Origin of the sequence: Pseudoalteromonas sp. APC 3358, from assembly GCF_030408075.1 — a bacterium.
GTDB lineage: Bacteria > Pseudomonadota > Gammaproteobacteria > Enterobacterales > Alteromonadaceae > Pseudoalteromonas > Pseudoalteromonas arctica.
This window is the reverse complement of record NZ_JASDCE010000011.1, coordinates 139,401-159,158: the sequence shown is the minus strand read 5'-3', so window position 1 is coordinate 159,158 and position 19,758 is coordinate 139,401. Positions and strand designations below refer to the sequence as shown.

Here is a 19,758-nt window from a genome sequence, read left to right as displayed (position 1 = left end):
TTTATTTTTTAAGCTGTTATGACTTTAGCCGAGCAATTTTTTGCACTTGATTCACTTTTAATGCGCCATCGTCAGTATTGGCAGTGCACCGCATTTGATTTTGACACTATTCCTTGGCCAGAGCTGCAAGGCATACTTAACGAACTAACTGATGATCAGGTAACCGTTCTTGATAATGATCAAAATCAGCTATACCAATTTTTTAGCCAACACATAAACCAACTTGATGAACTTGCAAAGTTATGCGAGTTACCTAGCTCTGCACACTCTCGAGCTGATTATCCGTTTTGGATAAGTAACGGCATTAAAGGTCGTAAGTTTGATCAGTTACAAGATTTTGTATCTGCACTACCTAATACTAAGCAACCAGTTTTAGAGTGGTGTGCGGGTAAAGGACACTTAGGGCGAATGCTTGCTTTTAATGGCGCAAGTGATGTGCATAGTATTGAACTGCAACAAAGCTTATGCGAGCAAGGACAAAAAAGTGCACAGCAACAAGGCTTGGCAATGCACTTTAGCCAAGCAGATGTATTAAAAGAGGATATCACTCAATTTTTTAATGCTGATATGCATGCGGTAGCGCTACACGCATGTGGTGGTTTGCACCAAGCATTTATGCGCCAAGCAAGTTTAGCGAAAGTACAGCAAATTAGCTTTTCACCTTGTTGCTATCATTTATTTACGGCTAATGAGTACCGTGTAATGAGTGAGGTTGCAAACCAAAGTGAGCTTAACCTAACGCATCGCGATTTAAAGCTCGCATTACAAGAAACCGTTACAGCGCCTTCTCGTCTGGAAAAAGTACGTAAAACAGAACTAGAATGGCGGCTTGGTTTTGACGCACTTAGAAAATCGATTACTGGCGAGCAATATTATGTAAGCGTACCTTCGGTTAACAAAGCTATATTCTCAGATTCGTTTAAATCATTTTGTGTATGGGCTGCAGATAAAAAGGCAATAAACCTACCTCAAGGTACTGATTATAATAAATATTTAGATATTGGTGTTGCTCGAAAAAAAATAACTGACCGAGTTGAACTGGTTCGACATGTGTTCAGAAGAGCAATTGAAGTTTGGCTTGTGCTCGATCGTGCTTTATATTTGCAACAGCAAGGCTATCAAGTAAGCGTTAAAACGTTTTGTGAAAAGCAGTTAACGCCTCGTAATATTTTGATTCTTGCTAATATCCATTAAATTTCCGTCCTCGACTTAATAAGAGATGCAATGAGAAAGTTAAAAAATTTATTCGATAACAATAAACGTTGGGCTGCACGTACAAGCGAAGCTGATCCTGAGTTTTTTAAAATTTTATCTATGCAACAAAATCCAGAATATTTATGGATTGGTTGTTCAGACTCTCGTGTACCTGCTAATCAAATAGTTGATTTATTACCAGGCGAATTATTTGTGCATCGTAACGTTGCAAACGTGGTTGTACACACTGACCATAACTGTTTGTCGGTTATGCAGTACGCTGTAGAGGTTTTAAAAGTAAAACATATCATGGTAGTAGGTCACTATGGCTGTGGTGGCGTACAAGCCGTTTTAAACAATGCAAAATTTGGCTTTATTGATAATTGGCTACGCCATGTAGGGGATGTAAAAGAAAAGCATCTTGAACAACTTGATGCAATGCCAGAAAGCGAACGTTTAAGCCGCCTTATTGAGCTAAATGTAATTGAGCAAGTGCGTAATGTATGCCGTACTAACATTGTGCAAGATGCGTGGGAGCGCGGCCAAGAGCTAAGCGTTCATGGTTGGGTTTATGGTTTAGAAAACGGCCATCTTCATGATTTAGAATCTGTAGTAACGTGCGCGAGTGAAGAAACGCAAAGCTACAAAAAAGCAGTGCAGCACGTACTTAATAAAGTGGGCGAAAATAAATAAATTTATGACTAAAACGGCGATATTAATAGGTGCTACAGGTTTGGTCGGTAATGAGTTGCTACATAAGCTACTTAAGAGCGATCGTTATACTAAAGTGGTTACGTTAAGTCGTCGGGCTTTGCCTATTACACACGCAAAGCTAGTTAATCACGTTATTGATTTTGAAAAATTAACTCAATACGTTGAGCTTTTTAAAGGTGACGTATTGTTTTCGTGTTTGGGCACAACCCGTAAACGGGCGGGCTCTATACAAGCTCAGCGTAAAGTAGATTTTGATTATCAGTTTATAGCGGCGCAGTTAGCGGCATGTAATGGTGTTACGCATTACTGCTTAGTGTCATCAAGCGGGGCGAACACGCACAGTAATAGTGCTTATTTGAAAATGAAGGGTGAGCTTGAGCAACATATTAAAGCACTCCCTTTTGATAAAATAAGTATTTTACAACCATCTTTATTATTAGGTGATCGTGAGCAATTTAGAGTGGCAGAAAAGATAGGCAGTATTATTTTTCCTGTTATTACACGGCTCCCGTTTTTAAAGCGTTACAAACCAATAACTGGCGAGCAAGTTGCGCAAAAAATGCTGAGTGTGAGTTTAGCGCAGCAGGCTAAGTTATTTTATTATGTGCTAGATGAGCTATTTGAATAAACTTAGTAAAACGCAAAAGGCAGCCTAAGCTGCCTTTTTTGTACATTAAATTAATGCCAATTTTATTAAAAAAATGATCATTCTAGCGTATTAAATAACTCACTAACTACGTTAAAAATTATTTATATAGAACAACTATGTACCATAATTTTAGCCTTGTTATTGAGCTATTTTCTTATTGCTATAATAGAACACTAATTTAATGCAATTGGTATAATTATTCAGCGTCAGTTTTAGCGCTAAGTTGTTGCTCAAGCAATGCAACTTTAGCTTCAAGTTCGGTTAGTTTTTCGCGAGTACGAATAAGTACTTGGCTTTGCACATCAAATTCTTCACGGCTCACAAAATCCATCTCAGCAAGCTTGTTTTGTAAAACTTGCTTTGTTTTACCTTCGAGTGTCTCTGCTAGGTTTTTTACACCTTGTGGCATATTGCTAGTAATTTGCTTAGCAATTTCTTCAAGTTTTGCTGGGTTGATCATATTTGTCCCTTCGATGCGGCCTAAAATAATAATAACTAATATTACCTTATACCCACGGTATTTAACACATGATCATCTTTACCTTAATTAATTAAGGCAATTGCTATGCTCGCAGTAATGGTTACGTTAAAATTGCGCGTCTTTTAAATTTCTTTGGTCGTTATGAAACTCAATCCTAAACAAGATGAAGCCGTAAAATATATTAGTGGTCCATGCTTAGTACTCGCAGGCGCAGGCTCTGGTAAAACCCGTGTTATTACGAATAAAATCGCTTATTTAGTGAAAAAATGTGAGTACAAAGCGCGAAATATAGCCGCTGTTACTTTTACCAATAAAGCAGCCAAAGAAATGCGTGAACGAGTACTGCAAACACTTGGTAAACAAGACGCCAAAGGTTTGTGGGTATCGACGTTTCATACACTCGGTTTAGAAATAATAAAAAAAGAGTTAAGCACATTAGGGTTTAAACCCGGCTTTTCGTTATTTGATGATCAAGATACCAATCAGCTTCTTAGTGAACTCACCGAAGATGAGCTAAAAAAAGACAAGGACTTACTCAAACTACTTAAAATGGAAATTGGTAGTTGGAAAAACGAATTAGTACTGCCAGAGCAAGCAATACGCGAAGCGCGTGATGCGCAAAAGGCATTGTTTGCACAGCTGTATGCTCGCTACCAAAATCAGCTACGTGCTTATAACGCACTGGATTTTGATGATTTAATTATGATCCCTACTTTGTTACTTACTAATAACGCCACATCTCGTGAGCGCTGGCAGCAACGCTTTAAATACTTGCTGGTGGATGAGTATCAAGATACCAATACAAGCCAATATCAACTTGTTAAATTGCTAGTAGGCGAGCGTGCCCGTTTTACTGTTGTAGGTGATGACGATCAATCAATTTACTCATGGCGTGGTGCTCGCCCGCAAAACTTAGTGTTATTAGGTAAAGACTACCCAGGGCTTAGACTTATAAAACTTGAGCAAAACTATCGAAGTGCAGGGCGAATACTAAAAGCGGCTAACATTTTAATTGCGAATAACCCACATGACATAGAGAAAAAGTTATTTAGTGAACTAGGTTATGGTGAGCCGATTAAAGTAATAGGGTGCCGCGATGAAGAGCATGAATCTGAGCGTGTGGTTGCTGAAATAATTTCACATAAGTTTATGAAGCGTACCAGCTATAAAGATTACGCGATTTTATATCGTGGTAATCATCAAGCACGTGGCTTTGAAAAATCTTTAATGAGTAACCGTATCCCTTATAAAATTAGTGGCGGTATGTCGTTTTTCGCTCGCTCAGAAATTAAAGATATTATGGCGTATTTACGTTTGCTAGTTAATCAAGATGATGACAATGCATTTTTACGTATCGTAAATACACCGCGACGCGAAATAGGCACGGTTACACTTGAAAAGCTTGGTACGCTTGCTAACGAAAAACACGCGAGCTTATTTGCTACCTGTTTTGATAACGATTTAGGCTACAGACTAAAAGGGCGTGGTTTTAATGCGCTTGCTGGATTTGCACGCTGGGTTGTTGAGCTATCTGATAACGCAGTACGCGGTGATACGCTCGAAGCTGTTAAAGACTTAGTGCGTAATATTAATTACGAGGCATATTTGTACGAGTCGTCACCGAGTGCAAAAGCGGCTGAAATGCGTATGAAAAACGTATCTGAGTTGTATCGTTGGATAACAGATATGTTGACCGGTGATGCCGACAACGAACCAATGACATTAGCCGAGGTTGTTAGCAAGCTAACCCTTCGCGATATGCTTGAGCGTAACGAAGAAGAAGATGAAACCGATGCAGTGCACTTATCAACACTACATGCATCAAAGGGCTTAGAGTACCCGTACGTATTTATGGTGGGTATGGAAGAGGGTTTACTTCCGCATCAGGTAAGTATTGATGAAGATAACGTAGATGAAGAACGCCGCTTAGCTTATGTTGGTATTACTCGTGCACAGCAGGAGTTAACACTTACTTATGCAAAAATACGTCGTCAATTTGGTGAAACCTCACAAACTGAGTTAAGCCGATTTGTACAAGAGTTACCGCAGGACGATCTCGCGTTTGAAAATAAAAAGGCGCCAAATACGCAAGCAGAGCGAATGGAAAAAGGCCAAGCAAGAGTCGCTAACCTTCGTGCAATGTTTAAAAAGCCTGAGTAATACCTCAGGCTAATTTTATAAAGACTGGGTTGCTTGTATTTCAGGTAACTCAGAACACACTAGAGCGTGTTGTTTTCCCACAAAAAATGCCAAACCGTGCTTGTCTAGTAAAGCTCTAAAATTAAGTATTGATGGGCCTTTAGCAATGACTTTCATTGCTTTGAGCTTCGTAATTGCAAGCACGCCCTGTAGCTGAAAATCGTAACTTTCTTGTTGTAAAACACGTTTACTAAAGGTCGAGCTAAGTAGCAGATAGTCAAAATTAATATCGGTTAGTAAATTAAGTTCGCATCGATCTTTAGCGAAATTGTTTAAACCAATTGAATAACCAAGTTGTGATAGCTTTTTGAGGTTTTCTATTTGTGTTGCGCTTGCGTGACGAATTTCTTGCTCATCAAATAGCAAACAGAGCTGGCTATGTCCTTGTTGTTTATTTAGCGTATCTGTAAATAAAACAAATTCGTGCTCCTCGAGTAGTAAACCAGAGCAAGGAACCAGCGCCATAGTTACATTTGCTGTAATTGCTTGTGCATAAGCGCGTTGTAATAACTGTAACTCTATCTCGAGGTGCTGTTCTTTATCTGATGCAAACTTTTTCAAAATATCAAAGCTAGTAAAGCCAAGTATTGGGTGTTCACCAAATGCTTCAAATAAAGATTCAGACTGATGTTGTTCATCAAGAGTAATTATTTCTGAGCTTCTAAAACTCATAGGTAATATATCAAGGTGATGTTGTGCTTTTAGTGCCTGTGCAGGTATTGATTGCGTTAATAGCGGATGAAATAGCTCGTAGCGATTTTTTCCGGAGTTTTTAGCGTGATACATTGCAGCATCGGCATCACGAATAATTTCATCCGTATGCGTATAGCTTTTCTTTGAGTAGGTTATTCCTATACTAGCACCACTTTGAAGTGATTCGCCTTTAAGGAAAAAAGGCTTTTTCATTAAATCGATAATACGATTAGCAACATCTTCTGCTTGTTGAGGCTCAGTTAAGTGCGTTAATAAAATAACAAACTCATCGCCACCTAAGCGTGCTAGTAAATCATGTTCGCGTATACACTGGGCAAATAACTCACTAACGTTAATTAAAAACTGATCGCCAGCATGGTGACCAAGCTGGTCGTTAATGTCTTTAAACTTATCTAAATCAATAAATAAAACAGCAAAATTATGTTCAGGAAAGCGCTGATAATGTTGTAGTGTTTTTTCAAGCTGAGTTAAAAAGAGGCTGCGATTAGGTAAGCTAGTAAGAGAGTCGTGATGTGCGTCGTGATAAAGCTGCTGCTCTATTTTTTTACGCTCATCTATTTGCATTTGTAAGTGCAGATTTGTTTGACGCAGTTCTTTGGTTTTTTCGTTTACTCTAAATTCGAGTTCTTGATGGCTTTTTGCAATCGCTTGATTGGTGAGCTTTGTTTGTAAAACCGCTGCAATTTGATGAGATACAAAGGTAATTAACTCGCAATCATCCCGGCTGAAAATATGTTTGTTATCGTAAGCTTGGCAAACAATAAGGCCGATAACACCTTGAGCTGTTTTAAGTGGAGCGCCTAACCAACTAGTGGCCATTTGCTCTTTTTGTACAGGCTTAGCTCTTTGTACTACACCGCTTTCTATTAATTCTTTTGCTCTACACGGGTGTATAAGTTGCGTTTCTTCAGTGCTTATTACCAGTTCACTATAACCTTTAGCAAAGCGTCTTGGTTGTGTGTTTTCTTTAAATTCATCTACACAATAAGGGAAGCTTATCCAGCCAGACTCTTTATCGTAAAGTGCAATATATAAGTTCTCTGCGTAGGTAATTGTTTTTATTATTTCATGTATCTTAAAGTAAGCATCATCAAGGTTTTTAGCTTGCGTTGCTATTTCAGATATTTTAAACAGAATTTGTTGGCGTTGAAGTGCGCGTTTGCGTTGTTCTATTTCAAGGTTTAACGCGTCGTTACTTTGAGTGAGTGCACGGGTACGAATTTTAACTTCTGACTCAAGGAGCTCTCGTTTTTTTACACGCTCTATTGCAGTTGCTAAATAAAGCGACATAAACTCAAGTAATTGTATTTGTTGTGAGCTATAGCCTTGTTTTGTATCGTAACTTTGCGCTGCTAAAACACCGATAATATTATGTTCTTGGTAAACCGGAACACCTACCCAATGCTCTGCTGGAGTGCCTAATGCTTTAAATAAGCCTTCTGCTGCGGCATTTTGCATTTGCTGCTTGGTAAAACATGTGGTTTTACCCTGTTTAAATACATAACCAGTGGCGCCTTCATCAAAGCTATTTGATTGGTTAAGGGCGACGGCAATACCATCTTTTTCATCTGAAAAGTAAGAAAGTTCTAACGATTGACTGTATTGATTTAATAGCACCACATAAAAACTTTTACTCGGCACATATTTTTGTAAAATGTCGTGGATAGCGGGATAAAGTAGGGTTAGCTCGGCAACAGTACTTGCTTGCTCTGATAATTGTATCAGCGCATTTTGTAAGTGATGTGATTGTTTGTATTTATTGAGTAATGTTTTTAGACGTTTATTTTGATACGCCAATTTACTCGATACTGAGAGTTTATCTTCCAATGATCTAACCGGCTATTTTTATTGTATAGTTATTAGCCTTATACTTTCACTTTTAGCGCTTATCGTCAAGTTGATATTCGTACTATCATACTGGCTAGAAACACTATTTTAGGTATTAAAAAAGGCTTACCGAAGTAAACCTTTTTTGTGTATTTCAGCTGTATTTACTTAGATGTCATGAAGTCGATGGCAGCGCTTATCTCATCATCAGAACAATCCATACAGGTGCCTTTTGGAGGCATCGCATTAAAGCCATTTAGTGCATGCTCAAGTAAAGTATCTTTACCTTTAGCTATACGTGGAGCCCAATCGTCAGGCGATTTAGGCGCGCCTAGTGCACCAGTACCGTGACATGCAAAACATGCACCTTGATACACTTGCTCACCAGAACGTGGGCCTGTAGGCGCCGCTGCTACAGCAGCTTTATCGCCTTCAAGGTATACAGCACCAACCGGCGCGAGACGTGCTTTAATTGCATCTTCAGTCATAGAGTTATCATATGGCTGTGCGTATGCAGTGGTTGCTAGCATTAATAATGCTGCAGCTGTTAATTTTTTCATTTTGCCTTGCTCACTTCGATTTGAACGTGATCAATCACGATTAAAGATGACGGAAATTAAACCGATTATAACTCTCTGAGCCAATTTATAAAATGCTAAGAGGCGTTTTTATTAATAAAACTGACTACTTTTTGCGTTAACGCAATAAAATTTAATTATTTACTGTTTTTTGTTAAGCAATTTAATAATTGCAAACAGTCATACAATTAACTTTTTAGATCCTAAGATCAATTTATTGATAATACGCTACTAACTAGTTTTTCGATCCCTGCATCGGCTTCAATAATCGATTGCGCAAGCATATAAGCAGGGGTTGTAACTAGCTTATTTGGCTGATCAATAACAACATCATCTACTGCACAATTTATATGTTTAGCGCCCAATGTGCTTAGCGCTTGTGCTGTCTCTGCATCGTTACCAATCGTAAGTACAGCGTTATCGTAAATAAATGGGATCAAAGCGGGTGCAATACACATATAACCAGCAGGCTTATTTTCTTTTGCAAATGATTTACAAGCATTAAGTACGTCTTCATTAATATTTGCTTTTGCGCCTTTAATTGCAAAGTCACATAAGTTTTTTGCAGCGCCAAAACCGCCAGGTACAATTAATGCGTCAAACTGTGTTACGTCTAGTTCAAGCAGCGATTTAATGTCACCCCGTGCAATACGAGCCGCTTCTGTTAATACATTACGCTTATCAGTCATTACTTCGCCCGTTAAATGGTTAATGGTATGAAGTTGTTCAATATCCGGTGCAAAACACTGATACGTTGCGCCATTTTTGGCTATATGTAATAAAGTTAAAATTGCTTCATTAATTTCACTACCATCGTACACACCAGACCCTGCTAATATTACCGCTACGTTTTTCATGCTTTTGTGCCCCTAAAGTCTTTTTTATAAGTCGATCGGATGAAGTCTAACATGCTCAAAATTTCTCGCGAAAATAAATTTTTAGTACAAAAATCATTCCCAATGCAAGTTGTATTGCGGTTTATGCCATTTGCGATCACTTTGCCTTTAAAAAAATTATAAAGGATCGCTATGATCTTCGATCCATTGTGCTAGAATACTCCTCCGGTTATTTAAATGGACGCGAATAATCAAAGTGAATAACAACACAAGCAGTCGTTAGAAAACCTTTTTCCACATTGGTTTAAAATAATAAAAAAAGAACCTCGTATTATCTTTTTTAAATTAAAACATACAGTTAAAGTATTTTCTAGGCATTTTATAATGCTTTGGAAGAATAGCTCGTGGCTGTTATCTACACACTTATCCACAGCTTGCTATAGTTTTAATAACACGATAAGCAGTAATTCACTGTCGTTTTATTTACTACCTTATGGCATGCTTATAATTACCTTAATTTTTTGCATTTAGGATCCAAATTCACCATGGCTCAGATCCCCGAAAACCCACTTATTTTAGTTGATGGCTCGTCATATTTATTTCGTGCTTATCATTCTCCGCCGCATTTAACTAATTCTAAAGGTGAAGCTACGGGCGCTATTTATGGCGTGATCAACATGCTTAAAAGCTTGATCAGACAATACGATCCCTCACATATGGTGGTTATATTTGATGCTAAAGGTAAAACTTTCCGTAACGATATGTATAGCGAATATAAAGCAAATCGTCCGCCAATGCCGGATGACTTACGCACACAAATAGCACCGATACACAATATTATTAAAGCGATGGGCTTCCCGTTAATTAGTATTGAAGGTGTTGAAGCTGATGATGTTATTGGAACATTTGCACGTATAGCATCAGAGCAAAAACGACATGTTTTAGTCTCTACCGGTGACAAAGATATGGCACAGCTTGTAAATGAGCACGTTACGCTTATAAACACGATGACCGACAGTATTTCAGATCCTGTTACTGTGGTTGAAAAGTTTGGCGTAGGCCCTGAGCTAATTATCGATTACTTAGCATTAATGGGTGATAAGGTTGATAACATTCCAGGTGTTGAGGGCTGTGGGCCTAAAACTGCTGTTAAGTGGTTAGAAAAATATGGCTCTCTGCAAGGTGTTATGGATCACGCAAGTGAGATCAAAGGTAAAATAGGTGAAAAGTTAGCTATTGCACTCGATCACCTGCCTCTAAGCTACGAACTTGCAACAATTAAGTGTGATGTGGAAGTTGAATCTGATCTTGATACATTTAAACTACAAGATCCTAATAAAGACGAATTAATCGCATTATATGGTGAGTGCGAATTTCGTCGTTGGTTAGCAGAGTTACTTGATAACCCTAAAGATGCAGAAACACACTTAGCTGTGCCTACCGAAGCAAATGAATTACCAAAAGTAGAAGATGCTCATTACGAAACTATTTTAACGCAAGCTCAGTTTGATACGTTAATAGATCAATTAAATAGTGCCGAGTTATTTGCATTTGATACAGAAACTACCAGTCTTGATTACATGAAAGCGCAATTAGTGGGTATGAGCTTTGCCGTGAAAGCGGGTGAAGCTGCATATTTACCGGTAGCGCATGATTACCCAGGTGCGCCTGAGCAATTAAGCCTTGAATTTGTAATGCAAAAGCTTGGTCCAATTTTGGCTGATCCGAACAGAGCTAAAGTAGGGCAAAATCTTAAATACGATAAAAGCGTATTGGCTAATGCAGGTTTTGCGCTAAATGGTATTAAGTTTGACACCATGCTTGAGTCGTATGTATTTAATAGTGTAGGGACGCGTCACGATATGGACTCGCTAGCACTTAAATACCTAGGTCATAAAAATATTAGCTTTGAAGATATTGCTGGCAAAGGTAAAAAGCAACTTACCTTTAACCAAATTGAACTTGAAAAAGCAGCGCCTTACGCCGCAGAAGATGCCGATATTACTTTGCGTTTACACGAAGTGCTTTGGCCAAAAATAGCAGCTGATGAAAAGCTAAAATCGGTATTTGAAGATATAGAAATGCCACTTATTAGTGTGATTTCTGATATTGAACGCACCGGTGTTGCGATAGATAGCAATATGCTTGCAGCGCACAGCCAACGTTTAGGCGAGCGTTTAATTGAGCTTGAAAAAGAAGCGTTTGAAATAGCAGGCGAACCATTTAATTTAAGCTCTCCTAAGCAGCTACAAGTACTGTTGTTTGAAAAGCTTGGGCTGCCTATTATTAAAAAAACGCCTAAAGGTGCACCTTCTACCGCAGAAGAAGTACTGCAAGAACTTGCTCATGATTATCCGCTACCTAAAGTAATTATAGAGCATCGTGGTTTATCAAAGCTTAAATCAACGTATACCGATAAATTACCATTAATGGTGAATGAGAAAACCCAGCGTGTACATACGTCTTATCATCAGGCAATTACAGCTACGGGGCGCTTGAGTTCAACTGATCCTAATTTACAAAATATTCCTATTCGTTCAGAAGAAGGACGTCGTATTCGTGAAGCGTTTATAGCCGCAGATGGTTATAAAATTGTCGCTGCCGATTATAGTCAAATTGAGCTACGTATTATGGCGCATCTTTCACAAGACAAAGGTCTATTAAATGCATTTGCTAACGGCTTAGATGTACATAGTGCAACTGCCGCTGAAGTATTTGGTGTAGAGCTTGATGATGTAACTACCGATATGCGCCGTAAGGCGAAAGCAGTAAACTTTGGCTTAATTTACGGTATGTCGGCATTTGGTTTAGCACGTCAACTAGATGTGCCACGCCACGAAGCGCAGCATTACATAGATAAATACTTTGAGCGTTTTCCAGGTGTATTAGAGTACATGGAAACAACACGCGAAAAAGCAGCTGAAAATGGCTACGTTGAAACAATATTTGGTCGTCGCCTACATTTACCAGAAATAAACGCACGTAATGGGGCGCGTAGAAAAGGAGCCGAACGTGCTGCTATAAACGCACCAATGCAAGGTACTGCCGCCGATATTATTAAAAAGGCAATGCTGAGCGTTAACCGCTGGGTACACGAACAAGCGCCAAATACAATTAAGCTGCTTATGCAAGTGCACGATGAATTAGTATTTGAAATCAAAACAGACTGCGCACCACAGTACACAAAACACATCTGTGAACTGATGTCGCAAGCTGCTGCGCTAGATGTACCACTTATAGTTGAAGCTGATGAAGGTGACAACTGGGAACAAGCCCATTAATGTAATTTGAGCATTTTAATTAAAGCGCCTTTTGGCGCTTTTTTTATGTTTAATAAAAATGGCGAATAACAGCGATTCAATCAGGCATATGCAAGCTTTAGTTAAAATAAGGTTAATTTAAGCAACTATTTGTATTAAATAGTTATATGTTCGTCAATTCGAGCTGTTTTACAGGAATATGATTGTATTTTAATGCGTGCTTTTGTTAAAGTCCCGCCTGTCCTATCCTGTAGGACATCCTGTTGATGATGCATCTGAAAGGGTGCAACAAATTGATAGCTTCTCCCCAGTTTGCTATACCGGCCTACCAACTTGTTTGGTGGGCCGTTTTTTGTTTTACGCCTGAAAATCCCATCTAATTAATTCTTTATTGCGCTATACCAATTGTATTATTCATTCGTCATTTCGAGGTGGTTTGGGTACATCGCAGGTGATACCATCGAAGTGATATTATTTTTATTCTTTTTATTTTATTACTAAGGAGTGCGTTATGTTTAAAGCATTAGCTATTGCAGGTTTTTCTTTATCAAGTTTAGTTATTTCTAATGTTGCTCAGGCCAATTGGCAGCTAGTGAATGATAAAAGCCAATTAAGCTTTGTTTCAATTAAAAAAGATTCGATTGCTGAAGCTCACCATTTTACTAACCTTGAAGGTATGCTTTCTGATAAAGGCGAGTTTAGCGTTAATGTTGATTTAACATCAGCCGAAACTCTAATTCCTATTCGTAATGAGCGTTTAACGACATTTTTATTCGAAGCGGCTAAATTCCCCAATGCTGTTTTAACTGCAAATTTAACTAAAGAACTGAGCAATATTAAAAAGCCTGGTCAATATGTATTGAAGGGTATTAAAGCTGAGCTTGATTTTCACGGTAATAAAAAGGCATTGGCAATTGATGTACTCGTTAACAGCACGCAAAGTGGTGATTTAACGGTATCATCATTAACACCTATTATTATTAATAGTGATGATTTTGGTGTAACTGAAGGCGTTAAAAAGCTGCAAGAGCTAGCGGGCTTACCTTCAATTGCAACAGCAGTGCCTGTTACATTTGCAATTACACTTAAAAAACAGTGATTTCTTTAAGTGAGCTTAGCAAGCAATTAAGCGAGCCAAGCAAACCTTTTGATAGTTGGCAGCCTAATCATTGTGGTGAACTGCCAATTGTCATTAATCATGAGGGGAAATGGTTTTACGATGGCAGCGAAATAACACGCCCAGCCATGGTGAAGCTGTTTGCTTCTGTTCTATGTAAAGAAGGTGAGCAATTTTATTTAAAAACACCTGTCGAAAAAATAACAATAACGGTTGATGATGCGCCGTTTATTATTGTTGATTGGCGTTTTGAAAATACAGTGCAAGGGCAGGTGTTGTGTTGTATTGATAATTTAGCTAGGCAGTGGTTGGTGAGCGCTCAGCAGCCTTTAGTTATAAAAGACTATAAAGGGTCAAAAGTGCCTTATCTAAAGCTACCTTATGGCTGTAGTGCGCGTGTTGCGCGAAGCGTATATTATCAGTGGGCTGAAAAAGCCGAGTCTGATAAACTCGGCTATTTTATTAAATCTGCAGGAAAGCAGTTTTATTTATCGTAACGCCAGCGTTTAAGCCTCTGGGTTAGTTTCGTCTGTGATTGTTTCATCGGTAGGTGGTACAGCAATAACAGGACCTAAAAACCATTCATCTAGTTTTTTAGCTACTTCTGGTAAACCCGTGCCTTTTAATGATGAAAATGCATGAACTGTAATATCCCCATCAAGCGTGCTTAATTCACGACGAACTTGCAGTACTTGTGATTTACGAGGGCCTTGCTTTAATTTATCGGCTTTAGTTAATAGTGCCAATACTGGAATTTCACTACCAATAGCCCAATTAATTAAATCGCGGTCTAAATCTTTTAATGGATGACGAATATCCATTAAAATAACAATACCTTTTAGGCTTTGACGCTTTTGTAGGTATTCGCCTAGCGATTTTTGCCATTTCTTTTTCATTTCGATTGGTACTTTAGCAAAACCATAGCCTGGTAAATCGATAAGGCGCATATCGTCAACATCAGCTAAATCGAATGTATTGATTAGCTGAGTACGTCCAGGTGTTTTACTTGTACGTGCTAGCTTCTGATCGGTTAATGCATTTAATGCACTCGACTTACCTGCGTTGGAACGACCGGCAAACGCAACTTCAATTCCCGTATCAGCAGGTAATTTAGTAATGTCGGGAGCGCTTGTTACGAAAGACGCAGTATTATATTTGATACGAGATTTGAGCACAGGCTCTCCTAAAACTTAAATAAATAACGTTGAGTAAACCAAATTCACTCAGGGCGCGTATTTTATACTATAAAGGATGTATTAAAAAGCGTATTTAACCACCTAAAAACAGCACCTATGGTACATTTAAAACATGTTAAAGCTTAATCTAAGTCAAAACCCTGTAAATTATAAGCTTAATATGTGTAGAAAACGTGCCAGAGAATTTATTATCGTGTAGAATATATGTATTACAACATCACGATTGTAGATGATACAGGGTCGGAAACAGAGAATTCACCATGAAAAAAATAGCACTATCTTTAACAATATTGCTTGGTGCGTTGTCAGCAAGCAACGCAACAGCATTTGATGGCGATGTAAACGCAGGTAAAGAAAAATCAGCAACGTGTGCGGCTTGTCACGGCCCAGACGGTAATGCGCCGGTTAATATTTACCCTAAAATTGCAGGTCAACATCCAGATTATATCCTCAAGCAACTTCAGGATTTAAAATTAGGTATGACGTCAGGCGGCAAAGAAGGGCGTATGGATCCAGTAATGAGCGCTATGGCTATGCCACTTAGCGAGCAAGACATGAAAGATCTAGCTGCTTATTTTTCTTCAATGAACATGACTGAAGGTGCTACACCTAAAGATGTTGTTGAAGTTGGCGAGATGCTTTTTAAAGCAGGCGATGCTGATCGCGGGATCCCGTCATGCGCTGCATGTCATGGCCCACGTGGTAATGGCTCGTCACTTGCTAAGTTTCCAAAAATTTCTTTTCAGCATCCAGGATATATCAAGGCTCAACTTGAAAAATTCCGTGATGGTACTCGTCATAATGACTTAAATGGCATGATGGGCGATATTGCAAAAAAATTAACAGATAAAGACATCGAAGTACTTTCTCAGTATTTAGGTGGCTTACACTAAAGTCGTATTTATTTAGCAGTTAATAATAAATAAACTACAATGTGTTAAAAAAAGCAGCCTAGGCTGCTTTTTTTGTGTCAAAAATTAACGACATCGTCCGTTTTAATGTAAGACATTGACCATATCTGGTTGTAAGAAAAGTCTTCTTTTTATTTTTGATTATAGATTAACTTATTGTAATTTATGTTTATTTTTATATCTCAATGTAATAAAGATAATAAAAGTTATATAAACCAGTTGTAACAAAATCATTAACGAGTAAATTAACCACTGTCGCAAAACAACAATAACAAAACGGAAATAACTATCAAGGAAAGTAACGCGGCATGACTACATAGCATAAGATTAGTGCTACTAAAGGAAATAATAAAAAAGTGTCAGGATGACCGAAAATAATAAAAAACTCATGGAAGTTTAATAATAAAAACAAAATGGAATGTAACAAGGAACGTAAAAATAATAACAATACGGACTGATAATAATAAAAATAATAAAGACTAAAAAAAGTCGAAGGGAGAAGTGTCCAGATAATGGCGCTCAGATTAGCAGGCGGTAGAGATGTTTTCTCTACCGCCTTTTTATTTGTCCTGTTACAATACCCACCGTTTAAAATTAGCGATTAATTAGCTAAGGCGCTTTTAAATGAGAGACCCAACCTCTAAGCGCAAACTGAATTCTTCTGGCTAGGCCAGCACTGCGATGCCCATTAATTTGCGCTTCGCTCAAAACCTCTTAAGTGAGATGATCAAGATATGAGTAGAACTAAAAAGTCACGCAAAAGCCCAGCAAACGGACCTGTTCGTTTAAGCCAAGATAAGCTTAAAGAAATGCGCGCATTAAAAGAGCAGCGAGTTAAAAAAACCAAAGGTGCTAAGCCAGGTTCTCGTAACGCGCCAGATTTACTAGATAGCGAAAGCCATAATGCTGGTCACGCGCCTAAAGATAAGCGTGTAGGCAGTAAAAAGCCTGTACCATTAATTGCAACTGCGCCTGAGCCTAAAGTTGAAATGAAACGCAACTTAAAGCCAACTATTGAGCTGAAAAAGGTAATCGAGCCTGAATTTACACCTGAACAAGAGCTAGAAGCACTTGAGAATGACGAGCGTTTACTTAAATTAGTAGAGCGTCATGAAGAAGGTGAAATGCTAACTGGTAAAGATGCTAAGTACTTTAATAGCCGTATTGCTCGCCATCAGGCGTTATGTGAAATTCTTGGTATTGAAGACGAGGATGAAGACGAATTTGAAGATGACCTTGAAGATGATATTGAAAGCAAAGGCAATTCTGATTTCGATCAATACTTATCTGACGATTTAGCCAACGAATGGTTAGATGAAGACGACAAATAGTAAGGATAAATAATGAGTACCGCGGTAATTTTAGCCTTACTTTTAGGCGCTGCTATAATAGTTGGTCTGGCATTTTATGCGGGTCAGTTGCTGTATAAGTTAAATGCGCAAAAAAAGTTAATTGCTAAAACGCAGGCTGAACAAAAGCAAAAGCTTGAGAAGTCGCGTTTAAAGCGAAATGCCAAACTAGCCGATAGTATTCATTTAATTGCGCGTGCAATGAATGAAGAGCAGTGTGAGTTTTCTGAAGGCTGTTTACGTATTTGGGTACTTATGTCTCAATATGGCTTTGAGAGCGAGCGTGATTTAACGACACAATATCCTGGCATTTATAAAATGTACCAGGTAGTTAAAGAAATGCCGACACACGATGCACGTAAAAAATATGCTAAAAAAGAGATTTTTAAGCTAGATAAGGCTCGTTGGCAAGCTGAAGAAACACTTAAAGATGAAGTTAAAGCCGATTGCGCTAAAATTATCATCGAGTTTAAAGCCGCTCCTGGCAGCGATAAAGTGGTTTTTAACTAACTTTAATTTATCGAGTACTCAGAAAAAGCAGACCTTGGTCTGCTTTTTTATGCGTAAAAATTTTCATACTAATTGCATTAAATTAGTATCAGTTAAATCACTCGTGAAAAACGCGTCGCATTTATTTGTTTTTGTAAATGAGCGTCAAAGCACATGCAAATAATACGAATGAATAAATTGCCGCGTGGCGTTACGCTAATTTTATTATCATTTATAGTGACTAGTTCATCTTTTATAAGCGGCGTAAGCGCAATTAACGCATCCTCAAAGTAGTCATTAAATATAAGCGCATGCTTTTCGCTAAAGTCTTGTATATCTAATTCAAACTGGCAAATGAGCTGCTTAATTGCATCAGCACGAATTACATCATCATGTGTTAAGTGCATACCTTTATTAAGAGCACAGCCGATTTGTGTTTCGATGCTGTGGTAATAATGTTTTAATTCTTTTTGATTTTGTAAAATGGCAGTGCCAATTTGCGAAATTGATGATACGCCTAAGCCTAATAAATCACAATTTCCATGTGTTGTATAACCTTGAAAATTACGATGTAACTTGCCTTCATTTTGTGCAACAGCTAGTTCGTTGTCGGTTTTTGCAAAGTGGTCCATACCAATAAATTGATAGCCTGCTTGCGTCATCTGCTCCAGCGTGTTTTTAAACATAGTGAGTTTATTATGTGCACTGGGTAAATCTGCATCTTTAATCTTACGCTGTGCGGCAAAGCGCTCTGGTAAATGCGCGTAGTTAAACACCGATACTCGGTCAGGGCTTAACTCAATAAGTTGCTCTATAGTTTGCTTAAAGCTCTCTGGCGTTTGCAGAGGAAGCCCGTAAATCATATCTGCATTAATAGATTGAAATCCCAGCTCGCGAGCTTGTGTAATTAATTGCTTAACCGTATCTGCATTTTGCGGGCGATTAACAGCAAGTTGCACGTCGTCGTTAAAGTCTTGAATCCCAAATGAGACACGGTTAAAGCCAAGCATTCTTAAATCAACAAGCATATTATCGGCAAGTGAGCGTGGGTCTATTTCAATGCCGCGCTCTGTTGTGCTTGTAAAATTAAAGTGCTGCTCTAAAAGCTTAATTAGACGAGTCATTTGTTTTGCGGTTAAAAAGGTGGGAGTACCGCCACCTAAATGTAATTGCTCAACCGTGTAGTTTTTAAATAAATGAGCTTGGGCAGTAATTTCTTTTGCTAAAAAGTCGAGATACGTATCGGCCTTAGATTGATGGCGGGTAATTATTTTATTACAGCCACAGTAGTAGCAAAGCTGGCTACAAAACGGGATATGAATATATAGAGAGAGTGAACGACTCGTTGACGATTCTACAGCGCTTAGTAGGTCTTGTTGTTGATACCCATCACGCAGTGATAGAGCGGTGGGGTACGAGGTATAACGCGGGCCAGACACATTATATTTGTTTATTAGGGTTTGATCCCAGTGTGGAAGTTTAATCATCACGCGCACCTAAGTATTTATTTAGGGGGTGATTATAAAAAAGTACGCAGTGAGGCGGTTTGATCTATAACAAAAAAGGTGCCGAAGCACCTTTTTTAATAAAATATCAATTAATGCGGTCTAATTAATACGTAACAGTATGGGCATCTTTGAGATATTGAAATAACTCTTTATAACCTTTACCCGGCTTTTCAGCTTTCGCTTCTTTTGCCGCATTACGAACCAATTGACGCATTTGCTGACGATCAAGAGACGGAAACTGTTCAATAGTCTCATTGATAAGGTCATCACCTTGTTCAATTAGGTCTGAACGTAATTGCTCAATTTTTTTGACCAATACTTCAGCTTGGTTATTTTTATTAAGCATTACATCGATAATCGCTCTAATAGCGTCAATGTTTTCTACAGTACGCAACGTTTTAGCGATGTAGTTTAAGTGACGGCGGTACGCGTCACTTTTATTACTTATTTTATCAGCAACAACCATTGCCGCTTTTAAATCGTCATTTAATGGCAGGCGTTCGCGCTGTTTTTTACCCATTTTGGCAATTTCAGTACCTAACTGATGAAACTCTTGCGCTTCGCGCTTAAGCTCCGTTCTTGATACATATTCAATTTCTTCTTCAATTTCAGCAGGCTTGCCTTTTTTCTTTGCCATGGGGTGCTCTTAAATAAAAATAACTTTTGCCATTATACATGAATATGATACTTAGGAATATTAGCTGATGTGATGCATTGAGTGTGTTAGCATTTAAAT

Annotated in this window: 17 protein-coding genes; 10 read left to right on the top strand and 7 right to left on the bottom strand. The window is 38.3% G+C overall.

The features are described from left to right. Positions 1-18: 18 nt before the first annotated feature. From QL995_RS16605 to QL995_RS16595, 3 genes are read left to right on the top strand one after another with little or no spacing between them, the layout of a single operon-like run. Entirely contained in the window at positions 19-1,194 is a 1,176-nt protein-coding gene (locus tag QL995_RS16605) for a methyltransferase (RefSeq protein WP_290294641.1), read from the top strand. Positions 1,195-1,224: 30 nt separating this feature from the next. Then, positions 1,225-1,887, top strand: coding sequence for a carbonate dehydratase (gene can / locus QL995_RS16600; RefSeq protein ID WP_007582103.1), 663 nt, complete (start codon positions 1,225-1,227; stop codon positions 1,885-1,887). Positions 1,888-1,891: 4 nt separating this feature from the next. Continuing rightward, positions 1,892-2,536, top strand: a complete 645-nt coding sequence (locus QL995_RS16595) for an NAD(P)H-binding protein (RefSeq protein WP_290294640.1) — start codon at positions 1,892-1,894, stop codon at positions 2,534-2,536. A 217-nt stretch (positions 2,537-2,753) separates the two neighbouring features. On the opposite strand, the gene QL995_RS16590 is transcribed toward QL995_RS16595, so the two are convergent. After that, positions 2,754-3,017, bottom strand: coding sequence for an accessory factor UbiK family protein (locus QL995_RS16590; protein WP_121954625.1), 264 nt, complete (start codon positions 3,015-3,017; stop codon positions 2,754-2,756). Positions 3,018-3,179: 162 nt separating this feature from the next. Between QL995_RS16590 and rep the strand changes: the two genes are divergently transcribed. Then, entirely contained in the window at positions 3,180-5,198 is a 2,019-nt protein-coding gene (gene rep / locus QL995_RS16585; protein ID WP_024605304.1) for a DNA helicase Rep, read from the top strand. A gap of 15 nt (positions 5,199-5,213) precedes the next feature. On the opposite strand, the gene QL995_RS16580 is transcribed toward rep, so the two are convergent. From QL995_RS16580 to elbB, 3 genes are all read right to left on the bottom strand, one after another. Beyond that, entirely contained in the window at positions 5,214-7,778 is a 2,565-nt protein-coding gene (locus tag QL995_RS16580; RefSeq protein WP_007582095.1) for a diguanylate cyclase, read from the bottom strand. Positions 7,779-7,942: 164 nt separating this feature from the next. Further along, positions 7,943-8,338 carry a cytochrome c5 family protein gene (locus QL995_RS16575; protein WP_007582093.1) on the bottom strand — a complete coding sequence of 132 codons (396 nt, stop codon included), beginning with the start codon at positions 8,336-8,338 and terminating at the stop codon, positions 7,943-7,945. Positions 8,339-8,565: 227 nt separating this feature from the next. Then, a complete protein-coding gene (gene elbB, locus QL995_RS16570) occupies positions 8,566-9,213 on the bottom strand; it encodes an isoprenoid biosynthesis glyoxalase ElbB (RefSeq protein WP_290294639.1) in 648 nt (215 codons plus the stop codon). Between the two features lie 524 nt (positions 9,214-9,737). On the opposite strand from elbB, the gene polA reads away from it, so the two are divergent. The 3 genes from polA (at position 9,738) to QL995_RS16555 (ending at position 14,066) form a co-directional block, all read left to right on the top strand. Next, on the top strand, positions 9,738-12,473 hold the full coding sequence (polA, locus tag QL995_RS16565; protein ID WP_290294638.1) for a DNA polymerase I: 2,736 nt from the start codon (positions 9,738-9,740) through the stop codon (positions 12,471-12,473). A 490-nt stretch (positions 12,474-12,963) separates the two neighbouring features. Beyond that, entirely contained in the window at positions 12,964-13,551 is a 588-nt protein-coding gene (locus tag QL995_RS16560) for a YceI family protein (protein WP_197116284.1), read from the top strand. Next, positions 13,548-14,066, top strand: coding sequence for a DUF1285 domain-containing protein (locus QL995_RS16555; protein WP_010553821.1), 519 nt, complete (start codon positions 13,548-13,550; stop codon positions 14,064-14,066). Before QL995_RS16560 ends, QL995_RS16555 begins: the two co-directional genes overlap by 4 nt. A 9-nt stretch (positions 14,067-14,075) precedes the next feature. Here the strand turns inward: QL995_RS16555 and yihA are convergent, their stop codons facing one another. Next, complete coding sequence (gene yihA / locus QL995_RS16550) at positions 14,076-14,744, bottom strand: ribosome biogenesis GTP-binding protein YihA/YsxC (protein ID WP_007377272.1); 669 nt, start codon at positions 14,742-14,744, stop codon at positions 14,076-14,078. Between the two features lie 281 nt (positions 14,745-15,025). Here yihA and QL995_RS16545 point away from each other — a divergent pair, with 281 nt between their 5' ends. The 3 genes from QL995_RS16545 (at position 15,026) to QL995_RS16535 (ending at position 17,535) form a co-directional block, all read left to right on the top strand. After that, positions 15,026-15,658: a c-type cytochrome gene (locus QL995_RS16545; RefSeq protein WP_290294637.1), complete on the top strand. Its 633-nt coding sequence runs from the start codon at positions 15,026-15,028 to the stop codon at positions 15,656-15,658. 752 nt (positions 15,659-16,410) lie between these two features. Further along, positions 16,411-17,007: a Der GTPase-activating protein YihI gene (gene yihI / locus QL995_RS16540; RefSeq protein ID WP_007582074.1), complete on the top strand. Its 597-nt coding sequence runs from the start codon at positions 16,411-16,413 to the stop codon at positions 17,005-17,007. Between the two features lie 12 nt (positions 17,008-17,019). Next, on the top strand, positions 17,020-17,535 hold the full coding sequence (locus QL995_RS16535) for a DUF2489 domain-containing protein (protein WP_010553820.1): 516 nt from the start codon (positions 17,020-17,022) through the stop codon (positions 17,533-17,535). A gap of 92 nt (positions 17,536-17,627) precedes the next feature. Here QL995_RS16535 and hemN read toward each other — a convergent pair whose 3' ends face one another. Together hemN and yjgA are read right to left on the bottom strand one after the other, a co-directional pair. After that, positions 17,628-19,001 carry an oxygen-independent coproporphyrinogen III oxidase gene (gene hemN, locus QL995_RS16530; protein WP_290294635.1) on the bottom strand — a complete coding sequence of 458 codons (1,374 nt, stop codon included), beginning with the start codon at positions 18,999-19,001 and terminating at the stop codon, positions 17,628-17,630. A 124-nt stretch (positions 19,002-19,125) separates the two neighbouring features. Beyond that, the gene (yjgA, locus tag QL995_RS16525) at positions 19,126-19,659 is read right to left on the bottom strand and encodes a ribosome biogenesis factor YjgA (RefSeq protein ID WP_007582068.1); all 534 of its coding nucleotides are present in this window, start codon (positions 19,657-19,659) and stop codon (positions 19,126-19,128) included. Positions 19,660-19,758 lie beyond the last annotated feature (99 nt).